We start from the raw sequence: 25,819 nt of genomic DNA, 5'->3' as shown, positions 1-25,819 counted from the left end.
TGTCGGAGCCGTTTTAATGTGCGCCACCGGGTTGGGCTACCCGGTGGGATCAACCTGTTTTATTGATCGCGCGACAGCACGCCGTTATTCACCCGCACGGCATCGCCGGCCCGGAAGCCCGGATCGTTCTCGTACTGCAGCGTCTGCGTCGCCCCATTGCCTGCATAGCGCACGACCACCTCATAGCGCTGCGATGCGCCGCGCTGGTTACGCTCGATGTTGTTTCCCACCATCGCGCCACCCACGGCGCCGGCCACCGTCGCCACCTTGCGACCGCTGCCGCTGCCGACCTGGTTGCCCAGCAGGCCGCCGACGACCGCGCCGCCTACCGTGCCGAGGTAATTGCCCCCGCCGCTGACTTCCACCACGTTCACCGCTTCCACGGTCGCGCAGTTGGTGCAATAGCGCGCGGTGCGCGGCGCCGCCGTTGCGACGGGCGCAGCCACCGTACGCGGCCCGCCGGCCAGCAGTGGACGGCCCAGCACCTGCGTCGTGAAGCGGCCGTTCGCACGGATCGTCGCCGTCACGCGACTGTCCGGGGCGATGCGGTCGCTGCGGCGGATGGTGTAGTCAGCCGAATATTCGCCTGGACGCACTTCCGGCAGGAAGAACACCCCACGCGCGCCGACCATCGTCAGCTCGACGCGGGCGCCGGGCGTGCCGAAGACGGTGAAGCCGAGATCGTTCCCAGGGGCAAGCTCATCGCTGGCGCGCACTTCGAAACGTTCGATGCGCGGCATCGCGGCCAGGTCGCCACGGCGATTCGGGCGCGGCGCACCGGTGCGCACGACCGATTCGCTCAGCACATCGGTCGCCACGCGGTTGCCCACGCGCAGGTTAGCGGTGACGGCGCTGGCATTCGTGATGCGGTCACGCGTGCCGATCGTGTAGGTGCCGACGTACTGGCCGGGTTCGGTTTCCGTCAGGTTCAGATTGCGCGTGGCGCCATCGATCCGCAGGGTCGCGTTGCCGCCGGGCGTGCCGTACAAGTCGAAATGCAGTTCGACACCAGGCGCCAGGCGCCGTACTTCCTCGACGTTGAAGCCACGGATGGCGGGGCCTGAGCGATTGTCGCGCTCATATTGTTGCGCATGCGCCACAGTCGGTGCCAGCGTCAGGGAGCACAGCGGCATCAGCGCAGTCAGCGTAACGCATAGGGTATGGCGAAGTTTCATGGTGTGTCTCCTCAAAGGTGGGCCGAACAGTTGTTCTTGGCGTACTTACACAGTACGCCAATGCCATGAAGAAATCCGTGCGCTAACGAACGCTGTGCACGGCCTCGCCTGAGGTAACGAAAATGGCGTCGCCCGCCGCGCGCGTGACGACGTGACCACCCGTGAACGAGCCGAAGGATGGCAGAATCATGCGCTCGCTGCCGACCACAAAACACGGCAGGCGCAGTGAATCGAAGCGCGTTGCCAGCACCCAGGCCGGGTGGATATGGCCGGCCAGGGCGTAGCCGCCCGTGTCGAGGTCGGGATGGTGACAAAACGCGAACGGCCCGACCATGTGCGGCTCGTCGACCAGCTCGATGCCGAGTACGGCCGCCGGGTCGCCCGCATGCTTGTCGTGGTTGCCGCGCACCAGGGTCAGGCGCAGGTCGCGCCGGCTGTCGCGCCAGGCCAGCATCGCCTGCTGGGTGCTCGATGCATGCGCTGCGCGCGCGTGCAGGAAGTCACCGAGGAAGACGACGTGCTCGGCGCCATGCTGTTTGACGAGGGCATCGAGCCCGAGGAGATTTTCGGTGGTGGTGCCGCGCGGCACGGGGATACCGAGCGCGCGGAACGAGGCCGCCTTGCCGAAGTGGATGTCGGCGATGATCAGCATTTTTTCCGCCGGCCAGAACACGGCCTTTTCCGGCAACAGCAGCAAGCGCTCGCCCGCCACCTCAACAACCGACATCGTCATACAGCAGCAGCCTTCTCCAGTTCGCGCAGCATGCGCGCAACACGGTCATTCAATTTTTCAGTACTCACCTTCTCGCGGAAGCGCTCGACCATCAACGCGAAACCAAAGGGCGTCGCGCGTTTCACGACACGATACGCCACTTTGCGTGCATGGAGTTCGGCCAGCGTATCGCGCAGGCGGGTCAATTCCAGTTCCTGCTCGAGCACTTCGCGCTGTGCTTGCGTGAGCAGCAGGTTGCCGGCGTCATGCTTGCGGAAGACCTCGAAGAACAGCGACGAAGACGCCTGCACCTGGCGGTTCGATTTCGGCTGTCCCGGATAGCCCTGGAACACCAGCCCGGCAATACGCGCCACTTCGCGAAAGCGCTGCTGCGACAGCTGGGTCGCGTTCAGGCTGTCGAGCACATCCTCGAGCAGGTGCTCGGTGTCGAACAGTCCCACGTCCAGCCCGGTCGCGCCCATGAATTCGCGTTCCCAATCGACCGGTTCGGGCGCCATCAGCTCGAAACCATAGTCGTTGATCGCGATCGAAAAGGTGATCGGCTGGCGCCGGCCGATGCGGTAGGCGAACAGCGAGGCCAGCCCCATGTGCACCGAACGCCCTGCGAACGGATAGACGAACAGGTGATAACCCTCGCGGCTCTTGAGCGATTCCAGCACCAGCGTGTCGAGCGTCGGCAGCGCCGACCATTTCTCCTGGATCTCGAGCAGCGGCCGGATCGCCTGCATCTCCGGCCCCTCGAAGCGCCCCTCGTCCGCCTGGCGCAGCTGCTCGAGCGTCGCGTGGGCGAGCTCGGACGACATCGGCATCTTCGCGCCCTGCCAGCGCGCGATCGCCCCGCGGTTTCCCGTGGCGCGCTTCACGAACGCCGTCATTTCGTGGACCCGGATGAATTCGAGGATGCGCCCGCCGAACAGGAAGTGGTCGCCCTGCTTCAGGCGCGAGATGAACGACTCTTCCATGCTGCCGATGCGCCCGCCGCTCATGTACTTGATCTGGATCGTGGCGTCGGAGACGATGGTGCCGATACCCATCCGGTGCCGCCGGCCGATGGCGGCATCGGGAACGCGATAGATGCCCTCCTCGTCCGGCAGCACGCGCCGGTATTCCGGATACACGGTCAGGCTCTGGCCGCCGCGCGCGACGAAATCGAGCGCCCACTGCCATTCGTCCTCGCTCAGCGTGCGGTACGACCAGGCGCCCCGCACTTCGTGGTAAAACGCCTCGGAGCGAAAGCCGCCGCCCAGGGCGACGGTCACCATGTGCTGCACCAGCACGTCGAACGGCTTGTTCGGCACATACCGGCCCTCGATGCGGCGCGCGGCCACCGCCACCTTGGCGCCGGCTGCCTCCAGGATTTCCATGCTGTTGGTCGGCACCAGCGTGACGCGCGAGACCCGTCCCGGCGCGTGGCCGCTGCGTCCGGCCCGCTGCAGCAGGCGCGCGATGCCTTTCGCGCTGCCGATCTGCAGCACCCGCTCGACCGGCAGGAAGTCCACGCCCAAATCGAGGCTGGCGGTGCAGATCACCGCCTTCAGCTCGCCCTTCTTCAGCCCCATTTCGACCCAGTCGCGCACCTCGCGCGCGAGCGAACCGTGGTGCAGCGCGATCACGCCGGCCCAGTCGGGGCGCGCCTCCAGGATGTTCTGATACCAGATCTCGGACTGCGAACGGGTATTCGTAAACACCAGGGTCGCCTCGTAATGCTCGATCTCGTCGATCACGGGTTGCAACATCTGCAGGCCCAGGTGCCCGCCCCAGGGAAAGCGCGACACGTCCTTCGGGATCAGCGAATCGACGACGATCTGCTTCTTGGTGTCGCCTTCGACCAGCACGCCGGGCGTCTCGCCCAGCAGTACCTGGCGCGCCAGGTCGAGGTCGCCCATCGTCGCCGACACGCCCCAGATCACGAGGCCTGGGCGCCAGTGACGCAGGCGTGCCAGCGCCAGCTGCACCTGCACCCCGCGTTTGCTGCCCATCAGTTCGTGCCACTCGTCGATGATGATCATGTCGAGATGCTTGAACTGCTCGGCGGCGGCCGCGTGGCTGAGCAGCAGCGACAGGCTTTCCGGCGTCGTGATCAAGCACGAGGGCCAGCTGCGCGACTGGCGCGCGCGCTCGGCTGAACCGGTGTCGCCGGTGCGCGCGCCGACCGTCCAGTCGGGCGCCAGCACCGCCGCCGATTCTTCCAGCGCGCGCTGGGTATCGGCGGCCAGTGCGCGCATCGGCGTGATCCACAGCACGCGCAAGCCGCTCATCCGTCCCTTGGCGAGCGCGCCGCGCTGCAGGGCCGCGAGCCAGACCGCATAGGTTTTACCGGCACCCGTGTTCGCGTGCAGCAGGCCGGACTGGCCTGACAACGCAGCCTTCCATACTTCCTTTTGAAATGGGAAGGCCTTCCAGCCGCGCGACGCGAACCACTCCTTGATGGCTTTTTGGGTCGGACCGCTCATGCGCCGGGGGCAGCCGGCGAACCGGCGCATGGGGTATCCCGGCCGTCGTACTGCAGCAGCCGGATGCGGATGCCTTCGAATTTATTGCGGTTCAACGTTCGTGCCCCATCGTTACCTACGTTCGAAAAAGTCAAGCCAGCTTTGGATCTCATCCGATCCAGTCTACCAAATGAGATCGTCAGGCGGCGCCGGCCTCAGTGCCCGGCACGCGCCAGAAAGTGCTAGATAAACCGGGAGCATGCGAGTATCGTCATTCTGCCGCCCGGACAGCAACTGACAGCGGAGGGCCTTGACGATGGCGAACAGCACGATGAATGCGCCGCCACTTGACGCGGCCCAGTTGCGTGTACTGCTGACCCTCGCACGCGAACTCTTCCAGAGCGACGAGGTGAACAGTTCGCTGCTATTGGTCGGCCGGACCGTGGTCGACATGATCCGCTCCGACTCGGCCTTGCTGCTCCTGCGCGGCGAGCGGCTGGAAATCGCCGCGTTCGATGCGCGTGGCGGCCTGCAGCCCACCGGCACCGAGCATCCCCTGTATGCAGCGGGCATGGCCCTGATGTCGGACGTGGATCGTCCCGCTGCCGGCAACACGCAGGGCCACGGCCTGTGCGAAGACGTCGGCATGCGCACGCTTACCCTCGCCGTGCCTGCGCATGCCGCGATCGCCGCCCTCGCCGTTGCCTGGGACCACGACCTGCCCCCCGCGCAGCTCGATGGGCATAAACGAACACTCTCCATGATCCTGGAGCTCGCCGCCGCGGCGCTGGGCAAGATCGAGGCGTGCAGCTCGCTGGAACGGCTCGTATCGAACCAGTCCGCGCTCATTGCGACCACGTCTGTTACCCATGCTGCGGAACTGGCACAACGGGATGAAGCGACATCCGAAATGCGCATGCTGTCGCTGATCGACGTGCTGACCGGCTTGTACAACCGGCGCGGCTTCTTCGTGCAGGCAGAGCGTCTGCTCAAGGTGTCGCGCCGCAAGCGCGCGAAAAGTGCGGTGATCTTCGCCGACATCGATGGCCTCAAGCGCGTCAATGACGACCTTGGGCACGACAGCGGCGATGGCCTGATCCGCGACGCCGGGATGGTGTTTCGCCAGTCCTTTCGCCAGACGGACGTCGTGGCACGTCTCGGCGGAGACGAATTCGTCGCCTATACCCTCGACGACGAGCAGCCCGACGTGATTCTCGAGCGCATCCGCGCCAACCTGCATGCGTTCAACCTGATGCAGGAACATTCATACGACCTGTCGATGAGTGCAGGAGTGGTACAGTGCGATCCCCGCGGCGAACAGACGCTGTCGGACTATGTGCTGCTGGCCGACGAACAGATGTATGTCCAGAAGCGCAGCCGCCTGCATTAACAAACTTGGGCTCACGCTGCACCCGCTGCGGCCAGCAAGCCTTTGAGTGTGTCGAGGGTATCGGCATCCTCGACCGTCTTGTCTTCGCGCCGGCGCAGGATGCGCGGGAAGCGCACGGCGATGCCGGCCTTGTGGCGCGAGGACAGCGCGATGCCCTCGAAGCCGATCTCGAACACCATCGTCGGTTTGACGGAGCGCACCGGTCCGAATTTTTCGATCGTGGTCTTGCGGATCGCATTGTCGACCTGGGCGATTTCGGCGTCCGTCAGGCCCGAATAGGCTTTCGCGAACGGCACCAGCTTGCGCTCGCCTTCCTCATCGTCCCACACCGCAAACGTATAGTCGGTATACAGCGAGGCGCGCCGCCCGTGCCCCGCCTGGGCATAGATCAGCACCGCGTCGATCGAATACGGGTCGACCTTCCACTTCCACCAGGTGCCGACGTCCTTGGTGCGGCCGACGCCGTACTGGGCGCTCTTCGCCTTGACCATCATGCCCTCGACGCCGCGCTTGCGTGACTCAAGGCGCAGCAAAGCCAGCGCCTCCCAGCTCTCGGCATGGACCAGCGGCGAAATCTTGAGTTGCGGCTGGTCGCAGGCGGCGACTTGCGTTTCGAGCAGCGCGCGCCGCTCGTGCTGGGGCAGCGCGCGCAGGTCGACGCCGTCCAGTTCCAGCAGGTCGTAGCAGACCAGCACCGCCGGCAGCTCGGCCAGCAGCTTGGCGGAGAGGGTTTTGCGGCCGATGCGGCGCTGCAGCTCGGCGAACGGCGCAGGCGCGTCGTTCGCATGGTCCCAGACCAGCACCTCGCCATCGACCACCGTGCCTTCGGGCAGGCGCACGCTGCACAGCTCCGGGAAGCGCTCGCTGATCAGGTCTTCACCGCGCGACCACAGGTAATTGAGCGCACCGCGCCGCACCAGCTGGGCGCGGATGCCATCGTATTTCCACTCGACCTGCCACTCTTTCAGCTCGCCCAGCGCGCTTGGGTCGCCCTGCAGCTGGTGCGCGAGGAAGAAGGGATACGGCTGGCCGCCGCGCAGCTTGTGCTCGTCATCCGATTGCGCCGCGATCAGTTGCAGGAATTTGGTGGCGGTCGGGGCGACGGTGCCGTCGGTCCAGCCCATCAGGCGCTGGGCAACCAGTTTGCTGTCGACGGCCGCAATCGCCGCCAGCGCGCGCGTGACCAGCAATTTCGAGACGCCGACCCGAAAGCCCCCGCCGATCAGTTTGCAGAACAGGAAGCGCTCGGGCGTGTTCAGCTCGTTCCAGTAGCTGAACAGGGCTTCGCGAATGACTGCGGGATCGGCGCCGCGCAGGGGACCGATGCGCTCCGTCATCCATTCGGCCAGGCCGACGTCGCTGCGCTTGTCGGGCGGCGGCAGGATGTGGGCGATGGTCTCGGCCATGTCGCCGACGGCGTTGTACGACTCGTCGAACAGCCATTCGTCGAGCACCGCGTATTCGATCGCGTACTGACGCAGCAGTTTGCTCGGCACCGCCTGGCGTGGTTTGCCGCCGGCGAGGAAATACACGGCCCAGGCGGCATTCTCCGGTGCGGCGCTGGAAAAATACTGCTGCAGGGCTTCGAGCTTGCGGTTGGTGGCGGTGGTTTCGTCGAGTTCGGCGAAGAGGCGGGCGAATTCACGCATCGGTTGCTTCGCTCGCCTCAGTGGCTACCGGTGCCGCCTCCGAGGCTTGAGCCGGTTGCGGCGCCATGCTCACGTCGTCATCGTCATCGCCATATTCGGTGTCAAAACCGGCGGCGTCCAGCCCTTGCTGGCACAGCCAGCGCACCAGCACGGGAATCGAACCGTGCGTGACGATCACGCGCTGCGCGCCGGTGGCGGCGATCGCGCTCATCAATCCCGGCCAGTCGGCATGGTCCGACAGCACGAAGCCACGGTCGACGCCGCGCCGGCGGCGCGCGCCGCGCAGCTGCATCCAGCCGCTGGCAAAGGCGTCGCTGTAGTCGCCAAAACGCTTCATCCAGGCCGAACCGGAGGCGGACGGCGGCGCGACGATGATCGATTGTTTCAGCCCCGCCTTGTCGACATCGCTCACCAATAGCGTCGGCGGCAGATGGACGCCGCCCTCGCGATACACCCGGTTCAGCGGCTCGACCGCGCCATGGCAGACAATCGGCCCGATCGACGGATCGAGTCCGGACAGGATGCGCTGCGCCTTGCCGAACGAATAGCCAAAGATCACGCTCGGGCGCCCCTCGTTTGCATTCTTTTGCCACCAGCGGTTGATGTCGTCGAAAATCGACTGCTCCGGGTCCCAGCGGTAGATCGGCAAACCAAAGGTGGATTCGGTAATGAAGGTGTCGCAGCGTACGGGCTCGAACGGCGCGCAGGTTTTATCGGGTTCTATCTTGTAGTCGCCGGAAGCGACCCAGACCTCGCCCTGATACTCCATGCGCACCTGGGCAGAACCAAGCACATGGCCGGCCGGATGCAGCGAAATGGTGACGCCGTTGTGGACCACGGTCTCGCCATATTCCAGGCCGTCGACCGAGATCTCGCCCAGGCGCGAGCGCAGCACGTGGACGCCGCTGGCGGCGGTCAGGTACTTGCCATGGCCGTAGCGCGCATGGTCGCCATGGGCGTGGGTGATGACGGCGCGCTCCACGGGACGCCAGGGATCGATATAAAACCCGCCAGGGACGCAATACAGCCCCTCCTTGCGCACTACCACCATGTCTGCCATGCGATCCTTTCCCGGCATCAGACCGGTTCGACGAAGTCTGCCATAAAGGACCGATGCTCGCCGTCCGGGAAGTCGATGCCGACCTGCTCGCCCGCGACCGACACCACCACCCCCGCACCGTACTTCGGCACCTTGACCTGCATGCCCGCGTCGAAATGCGGCCCGGTCGGTTCGGGCAGAGGCGTATGGTCGAACTCGTCGTCGCGGATCTCGATGTCTTCCAGCTTGATCGACGGCGGATTCTTGCAGTTATCGCAGCGGCAGCACTTCTCGAAGCCCTCCACCTCGTCGTTGAAGTAATCGAGCATCAGCTTCCAGCGGCAGTATCCGCTGACCGCATACCCCACCATTTTTTCCAGCGAGTCGTGATCGTGGTCCTGCTTCTGCACATAGACTGCGGCCAGCGACTCGAAATGGGAGGGTTCCGGTTCCATGGCGGTGACGACGAATTCGAGCTTGCGGTTCTGGCGCACCAGCTTGCCGTCTTTCAGCAACTTGAGACAGACCTTGATCTTCGCCTCGTTCAAGTCGACCAGCTGTTCCTCGATGCGCCCCGTCGTGACCGCGCCAGACTCCGCCAGTTCGCAGGCGGCGTCATATACCGAGCGGATCTCGGCGGCGCCGGGATAGTGCTTGACGAGGAAGAACTGCTGCAGGCGCTTGTCATCCTGCAGGAACAGCAGCGTGCAGCTCGCGTCCTTGCCGTCGCGCCCTGCCCGGCCCGACTCCTGGTAATACGATTCCAGGTTGGCCGGAATCTGCAGGTGGATCACGAAGCGCGTATCGCTCTTGTCGATGCCCATGCCGAAGGCATTGGTCGCGACCATGATGCGCCGCTCATCGTTCATGAACAGATCCTGGTTGGCGCGACGCTCGCCCGCGGGCAGCTTGCCGTGGTAAATCGTCACCGATTCGCCGGCTTCTTCCAGGATGCGATGCATTTCCTCGGCTGCTTTGACGGTCGCGGCGTAGACGATGCCCACGCCCTCGGATTCGGCCACCAGGCGGCGCGCCTCGGCGAATTTTTGATCCGTATTCGTCACCTGCACCACGTTGTAGTGCAGGTTCGGGCGGTAGATGCCGGTGTTGATGACATTCATGCGCGGCCGGTTCAGCTGGCGGCCGATGTCTGCCATGACTTCGTCGGTGGCGGTGGCGGTGAGCGCCAGCACGGTCGGCTCGCCAAGCGCGGCAATCGCGGCCGCCATCTCGAGATAGGCCGGGCGGAAGTCGTGCCCCCATTGCGAGATGCAGTGGGCTTCGTCGATTGCTACCAGCACCACCTTCGTTTGCTTGAGTACAGCGAGGAATTCGGGCGAGGTCAGGCGTTCGGGGGTGCAGAAGACGATTTCGCACTCTCCCGACGCGATACTGTCCAGGGCCGCGTGTTCTTCCCCGGCGTTCAGGCAGCTGTTGACCTGGCACGCGCGGATGCCCAGCTCTTCCAGTTTGCCGAGCTGGTCCTTCATCAGCGAAATCAGGGGCGAGACCACCACCGTCATGCCGCCGAGCATATGCGCGGGAATCTGGTAACACAGCGACTTGCCGCCGCCGGTCGGCATGATCGCCAGCGTGTCCTTGCCGTCGAGGACGCTGTCGATGACGCGTTGCTGTCCGTCGCGCAGGCGCTCGATGCCAAACACGGAACGGAGCATTTTTTTGATGGAATGGCGCCGCACCGCGAGAACGCCGTTATGGAGGAGTTGGGAGTCGTGTCGGGTCATGTCATAAATATAATTCGCCCCCGCGAACGCAGCTATAGGAGCAAACGCAGGCGGCACGTAGGAGTGTCTCCCAGTCACCCTTCCTGCCGCTGAGACAGGCGCGCAAGCTGTGCTCCTACAGAATGGAGGACTACCGGCCGATGCCACAGGGACCGACACGGCCTCAGAATGGCACCATACCAAACGAAATCACGACGACCGGAGAAACAATCATGATGCGCTCACTTCCCACCACCCTGACCGCACTTCAGCTTGCTCTTGCCACTGCCGCAGCCTGGCTGGTCTATGAGACGAACACCCTGCAGGGCGCAGCGGTGCTGATGTTTCACTAAAAAAATTCCGCCACAGGCGTGGCCGCTTGTCGCCGATATGTGATGTGTTGATGTAATCATTGTCGCAAAACATCAAGCTCATCGGCGCACGATAACGCTAGGCACCAGTTTTAGACCGGCACTCCATCAGTACCGGCAATTGACAAAAAGCGCCATCCGCTCGAGCCGGATGGCGCTTTTTTAAATCTTGAGCCAACAAAAAACGCCATCCCGATTCACATCGGCATGGCGTTCTCGATCTACCCGGCTACAACTTATGCAGCCTTGGGCATCTCGACCGCATCGGTCTCTTCGGTCGGCAGACGCATCATGTAGTCAAACGCAGACAACGATGCCTTGGCGCCCTCGCCCACCGCAATCACGATCTGCTTGAACGGCACGGTAGTCACGTCGCCGGCGGCAAACACGCCCGGGATCGAGGTTTCGCCTCTGGCATCGACTTCGATCTCGCCATGCGGCGTCAGTTCGAGCGTGCCCTTGAGCCATTCGGCGTTCGGTATCAGGCCGATCTGCACGAACACACCCGCCAGTTCCACAGTCTTGATCTCGCCGCTGGCGCGATCCTTGTAGGTCAGGCCCGTGACTTTCTTGCCATCGCCCAGGACTTCAGTCGTCTGCGCACCCTTGATCACATCCACGTTCTTCAGGCTGTAGAGTTTGCGCTGCAGGACCGCATCCGCCCGCAGTTCGTTGCCGAACTCGATCAGCGTCACGTGCTCGACGAGGCCCGCCAGGTCGATTGCCGCTTCGACGCCCGAGTTACCGCCGCCGATCACCGACACGCGCTTGCCCTTGAACAGCGGACCGTCGCAGTGCGGGCAATAGGCCACGCCGTGGTTCTTGTACTCTTTTTCGCCCGGCACGTTGATTTCGCGCCAGCGAGCACCGGTCGAGATGATCACCGACTTCGATTTCAGCACGGCGCCGTCTTCGGTCGTCACTTCGAACAGCTTGCCGGTCTTTTCGAGTTTGGCCGCGCGCTGCAAATTCATGATGTCGACATCGTAGTGCTTGACGTGCTCTTCGAGCGACACGGCAAAGCGCGGGCCTTCCGTTTCCTTGACCGAGACAAAGTTCTCGATCGCCAGCGTGTCGAGCACCTGGCCGCCGAAGCGGTCGGCGACGACGCCGGTGCGGATGCCTTTGCGGGCAGCATAAATTGCCGCGGCTGCGCCGGCTGGACCACCGCCGACGATCAGCACATCGAACGCTTCTTTCTTGCTCAATTCCGCAGCTTTGCGCTTGCCGGCACCGGTGTCGACCTTGGAGAGGATTTCCTCGATGCTCATCCGGCCCTGACCGAAGTGCTCGCCGTTCAGGAACATCATCGGCACTGCCATGATCTGGCGCGACTCGACTTCGTCCTTGAACAGGCCGCCGTCGATGGTCGTGACCTTGATGCGCGGGTTGATGATCGACATCGAGTTCAGCGCCTGCACGACTTCCGGGCAGTTATGGCAGGACAGCGAGATGAATGCCTCGAAGACGTAATCGCCATCGAGATTCTTGATCTGTTCGATGACTGCGTCGTCGAACTTGATCGGGTGCCCGCCCACTTGCAGCAGGGCCAGCACCAGGGAAGTGAATTCGTGACCGAGCGGAATGCCAGCGAAGCGCACGCCGACATCGGTGCCGACGCGCTTGATCGCAAACGATGGTGCGCGGACGGTGGCGTCGTCGCCCACGACGTACGAAATCTTGGCGCTCAACGAGGTGACTTCCCGGAGCAGCTCTTCCATTTCGCGCGCCTTCGGCGAGTCGTCGAGCGATGCAACGATCTCAATCGGCTGCACCACTTTTTCCAAATAGGCCTGTAATTGCTTCTTGAGGGTTGCTTCGAGCATTGTTATTCCTTTTATTCGGTGATTGTCGGGCACTGGCCGGCTAGTGCAAGCCACTGCCCGGTACAACTGGTTGCTGCTAATTACGACAGCTTCTTGACGCCAGCTTAAGTACTTGACCGGGAATAAATGTGAATTTTGGCAAACAGAACCGGCTGCGGTGCAAGGCGGCGAGTGCGCCGCAGTGCGAGCACTGCAAGCACGAGGCAACGCAGCAACGCGCCGGTTCTGGCAGCCAAAAACACATTTATTTCTGGGCGAGTACTTAGATCTTGCCGACCAGGTCCAGCGACGGGGTCAGGGTGTCAGCGCCTTCGGTCCACTTGGCTGGGCAAACTTCGCCTGGGTGAGCGGCGACATACTGGGCAGCCTTGACTTTGCGCATCAGTTCCGACGCGTCGCGGCCGATGCCGTTGTCGTGCACTTCCATCAGCTTGATATGGCCTTCCGGATTGAGGACGAAGGTGCCACGCAGTGCCATGCCTTCTTCTTCGATCATGACCTGGAAATTGCGGGCCAGCGTTCCGGTCGGGTCGCCGATCAGCGGATAATTGACTTTCTTGATCGCGTCCGAGGTGTCGTGCCATGCCTTGTGGGCGAAATGGCTGTCGGTCGAAACGCCATACACCTTCACGCCCATGTCTTTGAATTCAGGCTGGAATGAAGCCAGGTCTTCCAGTTCGGTCGGGCAGACGAAGGTGAAGTCGGCCGGGTAGAACATCAGAACGGACCAGGTGCCTTTGAAATTCTCTTCGGTGAGGTCGATGAACTTGCCTGCGTGGTAAGCGGTTGCTTTGAATGGCTTGATTTCGGTATTGATAAGGGACATTGAAATTCCTGTTGTGTGTCAAAAGTTGATAGACGCAAGTGTAAAGGTCTAGCTCATGCTTGTAAAATTAATTGATCGGATTACTTCGATTAATTTCTACTATCGCGAGAACAAAACGAAACCTGCCATGTCAGGCAAGGCGATTGATCTCGCAAGAGAGCCCTTAGTGTGGGGGAAACGCGCGGTGTTTGCAACCGCGCGCGCTTTACGACGATTACGCCGACACGGCCGCGCGCGAAGTAATCACTTCGCAGGGCAAGACCAGGCTGAAGGTCGAACCCTGGCCCGGCGTGCTGGTCACCGTCAACTGGCCGCTGTGGGCCGTCGCCAGCTGGCGCGAAATGTACAGGCCCAGGCCAAGACCCTTCGGCTCGCCATTGCGCGCACCGCGCTCAAAGGGCTGGAAAATGCGTTCGATGTCTTCCGGCGAAATACCTTTGCCGCCGTCGATGACGTCGATGCGCGCGCACTTTCCCTCCACTTCCACCCGCACCTCGACATTGCAGCCGCCGCCGTAACGCAAGGCGTTGGTCAACAGGTTCACCACCACCTGCTCGATCCGGAACTCGTCCCAGCAGCCGGTCACCGGTGCATGAGGACAGAGCGAAATGGCGCAGCCGCTGGCGGCCGCCTGCAGCGACAAGTCGCTCACCACCCGCTCCAGCATGCCGATCAGCTCGACCTGGGCCGGACGCACCGACAAGGTGCCGTTCCTCATGCGCGTGACATCGAGCATGTCGTCGATCAGGCGGATCATGGCCTTGATCTGGCGCTCGTCGCGCGTGATCATCGCGCCCATCTGTTCGCCGGCAAAGGCCTGCAAATTGCCGCGTTTCAGATGCAGCGTGCGCATCTGCGTCTCTAAAAACAGCGTATTCAGGGGCGTGCGCAATTCGTGCGCCACGAGCGACATGAATTCGTCGCGCATGCGTAGCGAGCGCTGCAGCTCGGCCTGGGTCGCGTTCAGTTCCTGCAACAGGATTTCCTGCTCGCGCCGGCTCTTTTCCAGCGCTTCCATCTGACGCCGCGTCTCGCGCCGCTGCTGGTCGAGCGCCACGAACACATTCACCTTGCCGCGCACCGCGTCCGGATCGAGCGGCTTGTAGAGGAAATCGACGGCGCCCGTCTCGTAGCCCTTGAAGGCGTAGTTCAGCTCGCGCCCGGCGGCCGAGACGAACACGATCGGAATGTTGCGGGTACGCTCGGTGCCGCGCATGAGTTCAGCCAGTTCGAAACCGTCCATGCCGGGCATCTGGACGTCGAGGATGGCGAGCGCGAACTCGTGTTCGAGCAGCAGCGCGAGCGCTTCGTCGCCCGAGTGGGCGTGGAACACGAGGCGTTGCTCGTCGCGGATGAGGGCGTCGAGCGCGCGCAGGTTATCGGGAAGATCGTCGACGATCAGGAGTTTGCTTGGGTTCAGGACGCTCATATTCTTGTCTCCAGCTGGGGCAGCAACGCGCGGATGGCGGCAAGCGGCAAGATCAGATGCGGTTCGCACAGGCGGATCGCCCTTTCCGGCATGGTCGGCGCCTGTGCTTCGTTCGGATCCTGCACCACCGTCAGGCCGCCGCGCTGCCTGATCCTTTGCATGCCTTCGGCGCCGTCGTGATTGGCGCCGGTCAGCAGAATGCCGGCAAGCGAAGCGCCATAGGCGTCGGCAGCCGACTCCATCAGGATATCGATGGCCGGACGCGCATAGTGCACAGGCGGCTCGCAACTGATGGAAAATACGCGATCGTGTTCGATCGACAGATGGTACCCCGCGCCGGCAAAATACACCGTGCCGCCCTCCACAGGCGCCTTATCGACGGCTTCGCGCACCGGCAGCGCCAGGCGCGCGGCAAACAGCTCGGCCAGGCGGCTATCGCGGTCGCCCGGGACGTGCAGGATGCAGACCGTGGCCGGACCAAAGTGGAGCGGCAGCGCCGGCAGCAGTCCGATCAGGGCATCGACGCCGCCGGCCGAGGCGCCGATCACGATCGCCTCGATTCTCCGGCCCGCGAGCGCAGTATCGACTGCCGCTTTGAAGACGCTCATTTCCCCGCCTTGCGGAAAATGCGTTCGCGCTTGGCGACCGGCTCGAAACGGTCGGCGTGGCTGGAAAAGTCGATGCTTTCCTTGCTGCCCAGCGCCAGGAAGCCGCGGTGGCAGAGCGACTCGTGGAACAGCCCCAGCACGCGGTTCTGGAGTCGCCTGTTAAAGTAGATCATCACGTTGCGGCAACTGACGAAATGCGTCTCGGAAAACACGCTGTCGGTCGCCAGGCTGTGATCGGCGAAGGTCACGTTCTCCATCAAGAACCGTTCGAACAACGCGCCGCCATAGGCCGCGGTGTAGTAATCGGAAAACGCGCGCTTGCCGCCCGCCTTCTGGTAGTTCTCGGTGTACAGGCGCATGCGGTCGAGCGGGAACACGCCGCGCCGCGCCGCTTCCAGCGACGCCGGATTGATGTCGGTCGCGTAGATGATGCTGCGATCCAGCAGGCCCTCTTCGTGCAGCAGGATCGCCAGCGAATAGACTTCCTCGCCCGTGCTGCAGCCGGCCACCCAGAATTTGAGCGACGGATAGGTCGACAGATGCGGCACGACCTGGCTGCGGATGGCCGCATGGTACTCGGGGTCGCGGAACATTTCGGTGACGGGAATCGTGAGAAATTGCAGCAGCCGGGCAAACGCGTCCGGCTGGTGCAACACCTTGGCCTGCAGCTCGGAGACGGTCGCGCACTCCATCTCGCGCAGCGCCACCAGCACCCGCCGCTTTTGCGAGGCGCCCGTGTAGTCGCGAAAGTCGTAGTTGTACTTGAGGTAGACCGCCTCAACGAGCATCCGCAATTCGATGTCGATGTCGTCCAGGGGAAGCTTCACACGCGCTCCATGGTCGGCATCCAGACCCGCAACAGCGAGTACAGGCGGCCCAGGTCGATCGGCTTGGCCAGGTAGTCGTTGGCGCCGGCGGCCAGGCACTGTTCCTGGTCATCCTTCATCGCCTTGGCGGTAATCGAGATGATCGGCAGGCGGTTGAAACGCCCGTCGGCGCGGATGCGACGCGTCGCTTCCAGCCCGTCCATGCCCGGCATCATCACATCCATCAGCACCAGGTCGATGCCCGGCACCTCGTCGAGCTTGGCAATGGCTTCAAACCCATTCCTGCCCACTTCGACATGCGCACCGCGCTGCTCCAGCGCCGCGGTCAAGGCGAAGACATTGCGCACGTCGTCGTCGACCAGCAGGATGGTACGGCCCTCGAACACGCGGTCGCGCCCGCGCACGGTTTTGAGCATGTGCTGGCGCTCGGTCGAGAGTTGCGATTCGACCTTATGCAGGAACAGCGTCACTTCGTCGAGCAGGCGCTCGGGCGAGCGCGCGCCCTTGATGATGATCGAGCGCGAATACTTCATCAGTTCGGCTTCCTCGTCGCGCGTCAGGTTGCGGCCCGTGTACACGATCACCGGCGGGAACGACACCAGGTCTTCGTGCGACATTTTTTCCAGCAATTCCCTGCCCTGCATGTCGGGCAGCCTCAGGTCGATGATCATGCAGTCGAAAATCTCGGTACGCAAGAGGGCCAGGGCTTCTTCGCCCGAGCCGACGGCGTCGATCTTGACGTCCTCGTCGGAGATCAGCCTGACGACGCTGTCGCGCTGGCGTTCGTCGTCCTCGACCAGCAGCACGCGCTTGATCTGCTGCGCGCTCTTTTCCTGCAGCTTGCGGAACACCCTTTCCAGCTGCTCGCGGCTGGTCGGTTTCAGCGCAAAGCCGATCGCCCCCAGGTGCAGCGCTTCGCCGGCATTGTCCATGCTCGAGACGACGTGCACGGGAATGTGGCGGGTGGCCGGGTTGTCCTTCAGCTGTTGCAGCACCGACAGGCCCGAGCCGTCCGGCAAGCGGATGTCGAGCAGGATCGCGTCCGGGCTGTGGGTGGCGGCCAATTCCAGGCCTTCGCCGGCCGTCAGCGCCACCAGGCACCGGTATTCGAGGTCGTGCGCGAGGTCGAATAGGATGCGTGCGAATTCCGGCTCGTCCTCAATGACGAGGACGGTACGCGCGCCTCCCGCGCTCTGCGCGCGGTCATCCGGGAACGAGGCGCGCTCTGGCGCTTCCTCGAGCGTTTCCACTGGCGCAGGCGCCGGGCTGGGCCGTGCCGGACGCGGGGCTGGGGCGGCGATGCGGGGCGCCGGTGGCGCAGCCGACACCGTGCCGTTCCTTGGCATGCTCAGCGTAAACGTACTGCCCTGTCCGGGGGTGCTGGAGACGACCAGGGTGCCGCCCAGCAGGCTGGTGAGGTCGCGCGAAATCGACAGGCCCAGGCCCGTGCCGCCGAAACGGCGGTTCGCGGTGCCGTCGGCCTGGTGGAAGGCTTCGAAAATGCGTTCATGCTGGTCCTGGGCGATGCCGATGCCCGAATCGACCACCGTGAACTGGATCCAGCCCTCGTCGGTGGCACTGACGGTCATGCCGACCTCGCCCTGTTCGGTGAATTTGACCGCGTTCGACAGCAGGTTCTTCAGCACCTGCTCGAGGCGCTGGCGGTCGGTATGCAGGGTGGGCGGCACGTTCGGCTCGACCGTGACAGAAAAGCGCAGGTCTTTTTGCTTGGCCAGCGGCTCGAAGGTACGGCCCAGGCCCTCGACGGTGCGGCGGAGCGGCAAGTCTTCCGGCATCAATTCGAGCTTGCCGGCCTCGACCTTCGAGATGTCGAGGATGTCGTTGATCAGGTGCAGCAGGTCATTGCCGGCCGAATAAATCGTCTGGGCAAAGCGCACCTGCTCATTATTCAGATTGCCCGGCACATTGTCCGACAGCAGTTTTGCCAGGATCAGCGAGCTGTTCAGCGGCGTTCTCAGCTCGTGCGACATGTTGGCCAGGAATTCCGACTTGTAGCGGCTGGCGCGCTCCAGGTCCAGCGCACGCGCACGCAGCTGCTCCTGGGCTTCGGTCAGCGCCGCGTTCTTCATGTCCAGGTTCAGAGCCTGCTCGGACAGCTGGTCGTTGGTCTGCTCGAGTTCGGCCTGCTGGTTTTCCAGGCTGCTCTGCGATTCTTCCAGCGCGCGCGACTGTTCCTCCAATTCCTCGTTCGCGGTGCGCAGTTCTTCCTGCTGCACTTGCAGTTCTTCGTTCAACGCCTGGCTTTCCGACAGCGCATCCTGCAGGCGCTGTCGATACACCACCGCGCCGACCGAGGAGCCAACGGCATCGCCGACGAGCTTCAGGAATTCGATGTCGCGCTCGCGCACCGGGTGCAGGAAGCCGATCTCGATGACACCCTTGACCTTGCCGAAATTATTGAACGGCGCGATCACGATTTCGCGCGGCGCCGATTCGCCCAGGCTGGATGCGACCTTGATGTAATCGTCCGGCAATTCCTTGATGCGCAGCAGGCGGTTCTCGTTGGCGGCCTGGCTGGCCAGCGACGTGCCCGGCTCGATGAGCTTGGCGCGTTCCTCGTCGTTCGAAAAACCATAGGCCCCGATGCGCCGCAGCACGCCCTCTTCGTTACGGAAATACATGGCGGCCACGCTGCCGCCGAGGTAGCGCACCACATGGTCGAGCACGGCCTGGGCCAATGCTTCGAGTGAATTCAAGCCGACGCTTTTCGACGCCAGCTCGGTCTGGCCGCTGCGCAGCCAGCTCAGGTGGCGCAGTTCGGCATTGTGCTGGTTTTCGTGATCCAGCACCTCGCCGTAGGACTTGGACAGATGCATCAGTTCGCGCCGGCCGAATGCAGCGAGCAAACCGCCGACGACCAGCGTAAACAATAGAAAGGCAGCGACCGACCAGGTGATCACGGAGCGCGCCGAGTCACTGCGCTCGCGCAACAGTTCGCGTTCGCTGACGACAAAGGCGGCGAACTGGCTGCGTACTTCATCGGTCAGGACCTTGCCGCGCCCGCTGCGGACCAGTTCGACCACATCCTGTGCGGCGCGGCGCCTTTCGATGGCTTCCGACGTAAATTTCAACCACTCGCTGTACGCCGCCCGTACCCGGCCCAGGCGATCGGTCTGCGCCTCGTTATCCGACACCAGGCTCGTCAAGGCATCCAACTGGACGTCGACCTTTGGCTTGGCCACGGTATAAGGCGTGAGGAAGGTGTCGTCGCCGGAGATGAGATAGCCGCGCATGCCGGCTTCCATGTCGGACACCAGTTTGCTGACCTCGTTCGCCTTGCCGATGACTTCCTGCGAATGCTCTACCCAGTTCAGCACGCTGACCAGATAGGTGATGACGGCGACGAAGACGGCAGCGGTCAACACGGACAGGCCGAGGGGAAGCGCCACGTTGCGCGTAAGAATGCGGCGGAACTGGGTGTTATCGAGAGAGGAGCCGGTCATGTGTTGCGTTTATCTCAAGAAAAAAGTTCTTAAGTGTAACGCAAAGGACTTGGCTCTGGCGGTTCAACAGTGCGCCACCGGCCCGTCTTTACGGCGCCAGGCAAGGCCGCAAGTACGGCGCACTGCGGCTCTTCGCGACGCGCGCCACGGTTTCCGGCGGTCCGCTGGCGACGACCGTCCCGCCCTCGTCACCAGCGCCCGGTCCGATATCGATCACCCAGTCGCAGGCGGCCACCACCCGCATCGTGTGCTCGACCACGACAACCGTGTTGCCGGCCTCGACCAGCCGCTCGAGCTGGAGGATCAGGCGGTCGACGTCGGACGGGTGCAGGCCGGTGGTCGGTTCGTCCAGGACATACAAAGTATTCCCGCGCCCGGTGCGCTGCAGTTCGGTTGCCAGCTTGATGCGCTGCGCTTCGCCGCCCGACAGTTCAGTGGCCGGCTGGCCCAGGCGCAGGTAACCCAGGCCCACTTCGCGCAGCACTTCCAGCGAGCGCTCGACCAGCACTTCGCCGGCGAAGAATTCGGCGGCCGCATCGACTGTCATGCCCAGCACCTGGGCGATGTTTTTATCTTTATAGGTGACTTCCAGCGTCTGGGCGTTGTAGCGCGCGCCGGCGCAGACCGGGCACGGCGCGTACACGCTCGGCAGGAACAGCAGCTCGACCATGACCGAGCCCTCGCCGGCGCAATTCTCGCAGCGGCCCTTGGCCACGTTAAACGAAAAACGGCCGGCGTCGTAGCGGCGCGCCTTCGCCGTTTTCGTGCCGGCGAAGAGTTTGCGCACCTGATCGAACAGACCCGTGTAGGTCGCCAGATTCGAGCGCGGCGTACGGCCGATCGGCTTCTGGTCGACCCGCACCATGCGCCGGATCGATTCCATGCCGTCGATGATCCGGCCTTCCAGCGGCATGACCGCTTCTTGTTCGAGGTCGTCGACTTCTTCCACCTCCGCTGCCGGGGCGCCCTGCCCCAGCGCGCGCGAGACCAGGTCGACCAGCACCTGGCTGACCAGGCTCGACTTGCCCGAACCCGACACGCCGCACACGGCCGTGAGCACGCCGAGCGGGAATTCGACCGCCAGCCCCTTCAGGTTATTCCGGGTCACGCCTTCGAGGCGCAGCCAGCCGGCAGGTGCGCGCCGTGCCGGATGCCCGATCGGCGCATCGTCGAACAGGTAGCGTCGCGTCTGCGAAGCGGCGATATTCTTCAGCCCGTCGGGCGGGCCGCTGTAGAGCACCTCGCCGCCCTGCTCGCCTGCGGCAGGGCCGACGTCGACGATCCAGTCGGCGCAGCGGATCACGTCCAGCGCATGCTCGACCACGAACAGCGAATTGCCCGATGCCTTCAGTTGCGCGAGCGCGGTCAGCAGCGCTTCGGTATCGGCCGGGTGCAGGCCGGCCGACGGTTCGTCGAGCACATACACGACGCCGAACAGGTTCGAGCGCACTTGCGTCGCCAGGCGCAGGCGCTGCAGTTCGCCGGGGCTCAGCGTCGGCGTGCTGCGTTCCAGCGCCAGGTAGCCCAGGCCCAGCGCCAGCAGCACGTCCAGGCGCGCGACCAGGTCTTCGGCGATGCGCTGGGTGACGATCAGCTGCTCGGGATGGAGCCTGGCGCGTTGCGGGTCTTCGATTGCCTTTCCGTTCGCATAGGGCTCGAGCATGTCGTGCAGGCGCGCCAGCGGCATGCGCGAGATGTCGGCGATATCGACGCCGCCAAAGGTCACCGACAGCGCTTCCTGCCGCAGGCGCTTGCCGCGGCACAGCGGACAGGCGTTACTGACCATGTAGCGCGCCACGCGCTTCTTCATCGAGGCGCTTTCGGTCGTCGCGAAGGTCTGCAGCACATAGCGGCGCGCGCCGGTGAACGTACCCTGGTAGCTCGGCGTGTCCTTGCGCTTGAGGGCCTTGCGGGTTTCCTCGGGCGTCAGGCCCGCATACACGGGCACGCTCGGCGTCTCGTCGGTGTACAGGATCCAGTCGCGGTCCTTTTTAGGCAGCTCGCGCCAGGGCGTGTCGACGTCGTAACCCATAGTCACCAGGATGTCGCGCAGGTTCTGGCCATGCCAGGCCGGCGGCCAGGCGGCGACCGCCCGCTCGCGGATGGTGAGCGAGTCGTCCGGCACAAGCGAGTGTTCGGTCACTTCATACACGCGGCCCAGGCCCGAGCATTCCGGACAGGCCCCTTCCGGGGTATTCGGCGAAAACGATTCGGCGTACAGCAGTTCCTGCCCCTTTGGATAGTCGCCGGCGCGCGAATACAACATGCGCAGGGAGTTCGACAAGGTGCTGACGCTGCCGACCGAGGAGCGCGTGGTGGGCGAACCGCGTTGCTGCTGCAGCGCGACGGCGGGCGGCAAGCCGTCGATCTCGTCGACTTCCGGCACCGGCATCTGGTGGAACAGGCGGCGCGCGTAGGGCGAGACCGATTCCAGGTAGCGCCGCTGGGCCTCGGCGTACAAAGTCCCGAACGCGAGCGACGATTTACCGGAGCCGGACACGCCGGTGAACACGACGAGGGCGTCGCGCGGGATGTCGAGGCTGACGTTTTTCAGGTTGTGCGCGCGCGCGCCGCGCACCCGCACATAGCCGGGGCGGCCTGCGCCACTTGCCGGGTTGCCCGTCATGCCGCCTGCCTCGTTGCTGCCTTCCGCTTTACGTCGCATCGCCTGTCCCGCCCTCGCTGTAGATGGCCTCATTTAATCGCGACCGGGGAAAGTTGACGGTGCGTTCACACACCGAGATGAATACGCGCCGCCCCTTTCTACGGTCGCGTACGCGCCGCGCCGCGGACGCCCAGTTCCTCCAGGGCCTTGACGACCCCCTCTACTCCGGCATTTCCCGCGAACTTCCCCGCCACCGCCCGGCAGCGCAGCCGCAATCCATCATCATCGAGCAAGGCCGCCAGCCCCGCAACCAGCTTGCGCGTCGTCAAGCGCGTCGCCGGCAGCGCCAGCCCCACACCCAGCGCCTCGACCCGCGCCCCATTGTCGAACTGGTCGTGCGCAAGCGGCACCACCAGCTGGGCGGTACCGGCGTGCAGCGCTTCGGCCGTGGTGCCGATGCCGCCGTGGTGGACCAGCACCGCCACCCGCGGCAGCAAGGCGCGCAGCGGCACGTATTCCTGCCACAGGACGTGGCGCGGGAGTTCGGAAGGGAGCTGGTCGCGGTGCGGCGTCAGGAAGACGGCGCGTTCGCCCAGCAGGGTGGAGGCCGCGATCGCATGCGCGAAGTAACTGCGCGCCTGGCGGTTGCCGGTGCCGGGGGTAAAGACGAGCGGCCGGCCACCCTGTCCCAGGAAATGCTGCAGTTCGTTGGACAAGGCGGCATCCGGCGCCGGGTCGAACAAGGGAAAGCCGCTACGCACTACGGGACGCGGCCAGTCGGGCTGGGTCACTGCGAACCAGTCGGGGAACAGGGCGATCGACAGGTCGGGAATCGAGACGATGGTGTCGAGCAGGGAGTGCACAGGCGCCAGCCCGGCCGCGCCCCTTGCCGCGTTCACGTCGGGCAGCGCGATCGGATCGACGAAGCGGCTGGCCAGGATGCGCCACAGGCGCCGGCGCACCGCGTGCGGCACCCAGCGCGGCACGCGCCAGGGACCGAGCATCAGCGGATCGTGGACGGTCGGCAGGTTCGATGGCGCGAGGAAGGCGGCGGCGATGCGCAAGCCGGGCCGTGTGGCGCGGCACAGTGCCGCCTCCGGCAACGCCAGTGGGTGCACCAACATGGTGCAATTTTCATCGGACGCCAGCGCGGCCATGAAGGCCGGGACGGCGGCCATCGCCGGCCGGGTCGCTTCCCAGACGACGCCGAAACCGCGCGTCGGGTGCCACAAATCCGGATGGTCGAGCACCTTGGGGTCGGCCGGCAAACCATGAAACGGCAGGCCGGCGGCGCGGACGAAGGGTTCGTGCTGGACCGGACCGAGAAAGCTGATCCGGTGACCGGCCTCGCGCAGCGCCAGCGCGAGGCGCATGAAGGGAAACAGGTCGCCGGCCGAGCCGATCGTGACCAGCACGATGTGAAGGGACGGGTGCCGCGCTTCCATGGTGCTCACCTTACGGAAAACGCCTCAGGGAATCAGGCGCTCGGCGCGCAGGCGCTCGAACAGCTCGAAGAACGAGGCGTCGGTGGCCTGGTAGGCGGCAAAGCCGAGGCGGCGGCTGTTGGCCATGTCTGTCATGACTTCCAGCGGGCGGCCCAGGTCGAGGTCCGTGTGCCAGGCCGACGCCAGGCGATCCAGGTCGGGTTCGGCCAGGCCGTGGCGGGTGGCGATCTCGCGCCACCGCGGCGCATCCTGCGCCATTGCCGCTTCAAGTGGCTGGATCTGCCCGCTGAAGCCGGCCGCCTCGACGCCGAACCAGCCGGCCAGTTTCGGCCACAGCCAGCTCCAGCGGAACACGTCGCCATTGACGATGTTGAAGGCTTCGTTCTTCGCTGCATCAGTGTCGGCCGCCCACACCAGCTGCTTTGCCAGCATGCGCGCATCGGTCACGTCCGACAGGCCGTTCCACTGCGCGCTCGAGCCCGGGAACTGGAAGGGGCGCCCGGTTTCCTTGCAGATGGTGGCATACACGGCCAGCGTGGTGCCCAGGTTCATCGCATTGCCGACCGCCTGGCCGATGATCGTATGCGGACGGTGCACGCTCCAGGTAAAACGGTCGCGCTCGGCGGCGGCATAGACCTCGTCTTCCTGCGCGTAATAAAAATTCTCAAGCGGCAGGCGCGGCTGGCTTTCGCGCAGCGGCGTGTCGGGCAGCGTACCCGACTTGGCATAGGCTTCGAAGGGGCCAAGATAGTGCTTCAGGCCCGTGACCAAGGCGACATGGCGCACGCTCTTTTTCGGCGACAGGGCGTCGAGCAGGTTGCGCACCAGCGCGGCGTTGACGCGGATGTTCTCGGCTTCCGTTTCCTGGCGCATCCAGGTGGTAATAAAGACGTGGGTCGGCGACACATTGGCCAGCGCGGCGCGCAATGCGACCGGGTCCAGCAGGTCGGCCGCGACGTGGCGCACATCGGGCAAATCCTTCGGCGCGCGGCGCGACAGGCCGACCACATTCCACCCATTGGCTAGCAATTCGCGCGCGACATGGTTGCCGCCGATTCCCGTGATACCTACTACCAAAGCTGTTCGCTGCATATGGATTCCCCTGCGTTCTCGATGAAACCCATTTTAACTGCGGGTTAACAAGGGCGTGCGCGGGGGATGAAACACAGTCAATCGTGCGCGGGTCGCGGGCGCAGCTTACGGCGTCAACTTGCCCTCGATCGAATCGTCGAGCGTCTTGCCGATCGCCGCGCCGATGAGCATCTTGGCGCCGGCCACCATCTGGCCATGCTTGTTGTCCCAGTAATAGCCTTCACGCGGCACGACCTGGATGACACTGATGCGCGGGTCCGTCTCGCCCTCGGTGAACCAGGTCTTCAGGATTGGCTTCCACAATTCCTTGATTTTGGCGCGGTCCTGCGACACGGTGGCAATGCCGTCGAGTTCCATGAACCCGGCATGGGCGCTGCGCTGGAAAAACAGTTTCACGGCCGGGTCGTGCGCCAGCTCGGCATTCGTGTGACTGTCGGTGGCGCTCAGGAACCACAGGTGGCCGGCATCGTCTGCCTGTTGCACGCTCATCGGGCGCACGCCGCGGCTCTGTCCGGTGCCGCCACTGGTACAGAAGAAGCAGGTTTCCACTTCTTCCGCCATCTCGCTGATCAGCTTGCGGGCCTCGACGCCGGTGAGGTCGCGGTGGTTTTCTTCGGGCTGGTTACGGTTGATCGAATTCATGTCGGTATTCCTTGTGATTGGTAATGCAACCAGACTACAGGTGCGCCGCGCAAGCCTCTGTGGGCGATTTCACGCTCGACCGGTCCAGCCCGGGACAAAGGCGGGTCATTCAGCCACCTTGGAACGCGTGCGCGGATACGCCGGCAAGCCGTCGTCGGTGCGCATCCAGCTCAGCCGTTCCCGGAGGAAGGTATGGTCGCGCGGCGGCACGGCTTCGGGGTCGTCCAGGCTCGCCGTGGCAATGTCGATCTCACCGGGGTAGTGGTCGTCCTGAAAAGTCAGGGTGGTGCTGCAGGTGGCGCAAAAGCCACGCAGCACGTGTTCGCTCGAGCGAAAGGTCGCGGGATTGCCGGTGGAGAAGCGCATCTGCTCCTTGTGCACGCTGAACCAGGCCACCGCCGGCGCCCCGGTAATCTTCCGGCAGTCGCTGCAATGGCAGAATGTGCCGTGGAAAACATCGCCCTCGACGACATACCGCACCGCGCCGCAATAACAGCCTCCCTGCAACATGCTGCCTCCGCTGCCGATGATGTGACACCAGC

At 64.2% G+C, this 25,819-nt stretch carries 18 protein-coding genes; 1 reads left to right on the top strand and 17 read right to left on the bottom strand.

What is annotated here, in order from left to right:
• Positions 1 to 59: 59 nt before the first annotated feature.
• The 3 genes from ACHAC9_RS19780 to ACHAC9_RS19770 form a co-directional block, all read right to left on the bottom strand.
• On the bottom strand, positions 60 to 1,175 hold the full coding sequence (locus tag ACHAC9_RS19780; RefSeq protein WP_435762541.1) for a glycine zipper 2TM domain-containing protein: 1,116 nt from the start codon (positions 1,173 to 1,175) through the stop codon (positions 60 to 62).
• Between the two features lie 82 nt (positions 1,176 to 1,257).
• Entirely contained in the window at positions 1,258 to 1,908 is a 651-nt protein-coding gene (gene pdeM, locus ACHAC9_RS19775; RefSeq protein ID WP_435762539.1) for a ligase-associated DNA damage response endonuclease PdeM, read from the bottom strand.
• Positions 1,905 to 4,391: a ligase-associated DNA damage response DEXH box helicase gene (locus tag ACHAC9_RS19770; RefSeq protein ID WP_435762537.1), complete on the bottom strand. Its 2,487-nt coding sequence runs from the start codon at positions 4,389 to 4,391 to the stop codon at positions 1,905 to 1,907. Before ACHAC9_RS19770 ends, pdeM begins: the two co-directional genes overlap by 4 nt.
• A 265-nt stretch (positions 4,392 to 4,656) precedes the next feature.
• Between ACHAC9_RS19770 and ACHAC9_RS19765 the strand changes: the two genes are divergently transcribed.
• Positions 4,657 to 5,730, top strand: a complete 1,074-nt coding sequence (locus ACHAC9_RS19765) for a diguanylate cyclase domain-containing protein (protein WP_435762535.1) — start codon at positions 4,657 to 4,659, stop codon at positions 5,728 to 5,730.
• Between the two features lie 11 nt (positions 5,731 to 5,741).
• Here ACHAC9_RS19765 and ACHAC9_RS19760 read toward each other — a convergent pair whose 3' ends face one another.
• The 14 genes from ACHAC9_RS19760 to ACHAC9_RS19695 all read right to left on the bottom strand — a co-directional run bounded on the left by ACHAC9_RS19760 (position 5,742) and on the right by ACHAC9_RS19695 (position 25,787).
• Positions 5,742 to 7,379 (bottom strand): ATP-dependent DNA ligase, encoded by a 1,638-nt coding sequence (locus ACHAC9_RS19760; protein WP_435762533.1) that lies wholly within the window; start codon positions 7,377 to 7,379, stop codon positions 5,742 to 5,744.
• Positions 7,372 to 8,439: a ligase-associated DNA damage response exonuclease gene (locus ACHAC9_RS19755; protein ID WP_435762531.1), complete on the bottom strand. Its 1,068-nt coding sequence runs from the start codon at positions 8,437 to 8,439 to the stop codon at positions 7,372 to 7,374. Before ACHAC9_RS19755 ends, ACHAC9_RS19760 begins: the two co-directional genes overlap by 8 nt.
• Positions 8,440 to 8,456: 17 nt before the next feature.
• Positions 8,457 to 10,163, bottom strand: coding sequence for a RecQ family ATP-dependent DNA helicase (locus ACHAC9_RS19750; RefSeq protein ID WP_435762529.1), 1,707 nt, complete (start codon positions 10,161 to 10,163; stop codon positions 8,457 to 8,459).
• A gap of 586 nt (positions 10,164 to 10,749) precedes the next feature.
• Complete coding sequence (gene ahpF / locus ACHAC9_RS19745) at positions 10,750 to 12,339, bottom strand: alkyl hydroperoxide reductase subunit F (RefSeq protein ID WP_435762527.1); 1,590 nt, start codon at positions 12,337 to 12,339, stop codon at positions 10,750 to 10,752.
• A gap of 262 nt (positions 12,340 to 12,601) precedes the next feature.
• On the bottom strand, positions 12,602 to 13,165 hold the full coding sequence (gene ahpC / locus ACHAC9_RS19740) for an alkyl hydroperoxide reductase subunit C (RefSeq protein ID WP_435762525.1): 564 nt from the start codon (positions 13,163 to 13,165) through the stop codon (positions 12,602 to 12,604).
• Between the two features lie 214 nt (positions 13,166 to 13,379).
• Positions 13,380 to 14,594, bottom strand: coding sequence for a hybrid sensor histidine kinase/response regulator (locus ACHAC9_RS19735; protein WP_435762523.1), 1,215 nt, complete (start codon positions 14,592 to 14,594; stop codon positions 13,380 to 13,382).
• Positions 14,591 to 15,202 carry a chemotaxis protein CheB gene (locus ACHAC9_RS19730; protein WP_435762521.1) on the bottom strand — a complete coding sequence of 204 codons (612 nt, stop codon included), beginning with the start codon at positions 15,200 to 15,202 and terminating at the stop codon, positions 14,591 to 14,593. Before ACHAC9_RS19730 ends, ACHAC9_RS19735 begins: the two co-directional genes overlap by 4 nt.
• Positions 15,199 to 15,990: a CheR family methyltransferase gene (locus ACHAC9_RS19725; protein WP_435762702.1), complete on the bottom strand. Its 792-nt coding sequence runs from the start codon at positions 15,988 to 15,990 to the stop codon at positions 15,199 to 15,201. Before ACHAC9_RS19725 ends, ACHAC9_RS19730 begins: the two co-directional genes overlap by 4 nt.
• A gap of 35 nt (positions 15,991 to 16,025) precedes the next feature.
• Positions 16,026 to 19,493 (bottom strand): response regulator, encoded by a 3,468-nt coding sequence (locus ACHAC9_RS19720; RefSeq protein ID WP_435762519.1) that lies wholly within the window; start codon positions 19,491 to 19,493, stop codon positions 16,026 to 16,028.
• A gap of 88 nt (positions 19,494 to 19,581) precedes the next feature.
• A complete protein-coding gene (gene uvrA / locus ACHAC9_RS19715; protein WP_435762700.1) occupies positions 19,582 to 22,119 on the bottom strand; it encodes an excinuclease ABC subunit UvrA in 2,538 nt (845 codons plus the stop codon).
• A gap of 137 nt (positions 22,120 to 22,256) precedes the next feature.
• Positions 22,257 to 23,543 (bottom strand): glycosyltransferase, encoded by a 1,287-nt coding sequence (locus tag ACHAC9_RS19710; RefSeq protein ID WP_435762517.1) that lies wholly within the window; start codon positions 23,541 to 23,543, stop codon positions 22,257 to 22,259.
• Between the two features lie 24 nt (positions 23,544 to 23,567).
• Positions 23,568 to 24,635, bottom strand: coding sequence for an SDR family oxidoreductase (locus tag ACHAC9_RS19705; RefSeq protein WP_435762515.1), 1,068 nt, complete (start codon positions 24,633 to 24,635; stop codon positions 23,568 to 23,570).
• A 105-nt stretch (positions 24,636 to 24,740) separates the two neighbouring features.
• Entirely contained in the window at positions 24,741 to 25,277 is a 537-nt protein-coding gene (locus ACHAC9_RS19700; protein WP_435762513.1) for a pyridoxamine 5'-phosphate oxidase family protein, read from the bottom strand.
• Positions 25,278 to 25,382: 105 nt separating this feature from the next.
• Positions 25,383 to 25,787 (bottom strand): GFA family protein, encoded by a 405-nt coding sequence (locus tag ACHAC9_RS19695; RefSeq protein WP_435762511.1) that lies wholly within the window; start codon positions 25,785 to 25,787, stop codon positions 25,383 to 25,385.
• Positions 25,788 to 25,819: the final 32 nt, after the last annotated feature.

The organism is Massilia sp. CMS3.1 (assembly GCF_051262535.1).
Classification (GTDB): domain Bacteria; phylum Pseudomonadota; class Gammaproteobacteria; order Burkholderiales; family Burkholderiaceae_D; genus Telluria.
Note: the sequence above shows the minus strand (reverse complement) of the source record. Positions and strands in the feature narration are given on the sequence as shown.

Bases quoted from the DNA above. Each gene is read 5' to 3' on its own strand.
- ACHAC9_RS19780 (WP_435762541.1), bottom strand. From the start codon at position 1,175: ATGAAACTTCGCCATACCCTATGCGTTACGCTGACTGCGCTGATGCCG.
- pdeM (WP_435762539.1), bottom strand. From the start codon at position 1,908: ATGACGATGTCGGTTGTTGAGGTGGCGGGCGAGCGCTTGCTGCTGTTG.
- ACHAC9_RS19770 (WP_435762537.1), bottom strand. From the start codon at position 4,391: ATGCGCCGGTTCGCCGGCTGCCCCCGGCGCATGAGCGGTCCGACCCAA.
- ACHAC9_RS19765 (WP_435762535.1), top strand. From the start codon at position 4,657: ATGGCGAACAGCACGATGAATGCGCCGCCACTTGACGCGGCCCAGTTG.
- ACHAC9_RS19760 (WP_435762533.1), bottom strand. From the start codon at position 7,379: ATGCGTGAATTCGCCCGCCTCTTCGCCGAACTCGACGAAACCACCGCC.
- ACHAC9_RS19755 (WP_435762531.1), bottom strand. From the start codon at position 8,439: ATGGCAGACATGGTGGTAGTGCGCAAGGAGGGGCTGTATTGCGTCCCT.
- ACHAC9_RS19750 (WP_435762529.1), bottom strand. From the start codon at position 10,163: ATGACCCGACACGACTCCCAACTCCTCCATAACGGCGTTCTCGCGGTG.
- ahpF (WP_435762527.1), bottom strand. From the start codon at position 12,339: ATGCTCGAAGCAACCCTCAAGAAGCAATTACAGGCCTATTTGGAAAAA.
- ahpC (WP_435762525.1), bottom strand. From the start codon at position 13,165: ATGTCCCTTATCAATACCGAAATCAAGCCATTCAAAGCAACCGCTTAC.
- ACHAC9_RS19735 (WP_435762523.1), bottom strand. From the start codon at position 14,594: ATGAGCGTCCTGAACCCAAGCAAACTCCTGATCGTCGACGATCTTCCC.
- ACHAC9_RS19730 (WP_435762521.1), bottom strand. From the start codon at position 15,202: ATGAGCGTCTTCAAAGCGGCAGTCGATACTGCGCTCGCGGGCCGGAGA.
- ACHAC9_RS19725 (WP_435762702.1), bottom strand. From the start codon at position 15,990: ATGCTCGTTGAGGCGGTCTACCTCAAGTACAACTACGACTTTCGCGAC.
- ACHAC9_RS19720 (WP_435762519.1), bottom strand. From the start codon at position 19,493: ATGACCGGCTCCTCTCTCGATAACACCCAGTTCCGCCGCATTCTTACG.
- uvrA (WP_435762700.1), bottom strand. From the start codon at position 22,119: ATGACGGGCAACCCGGCAAGTGGCGCAGGCCGCCCCGGCTATGTGCGG.
- ACHAC9_RS19710 (WP_435762517.1), bottom strand. From the start codon at position 23,543: ATGGAAGCGCGGCACCCGTCCCTTCACATCGTGCTGGTCACGATCGGC.
- ACHAC9_RS19705 (WP_435762515.1), bottom strand. From the start codon at position 24,635: ATGCAGCGAACAGCTTTGGTAGTAGGTATCACGGGAATCGGCGGCAAC.
- ACHAC9_RS19700 (WP_435762513.1), bottom strand. From the start codon at position 25,277: ATGAATTCGATCAACCGTAACCAGCCCGAAGAAAACCACCGCGACCTC.
- ACHAC9_RS19695 (WP_435762511.1), bottom strand. From the start codon at position 25,787: ATGTTGCAGGGAGGCTGTTATTGCGGCGCGGTGCGGTATGTCGTCGAG.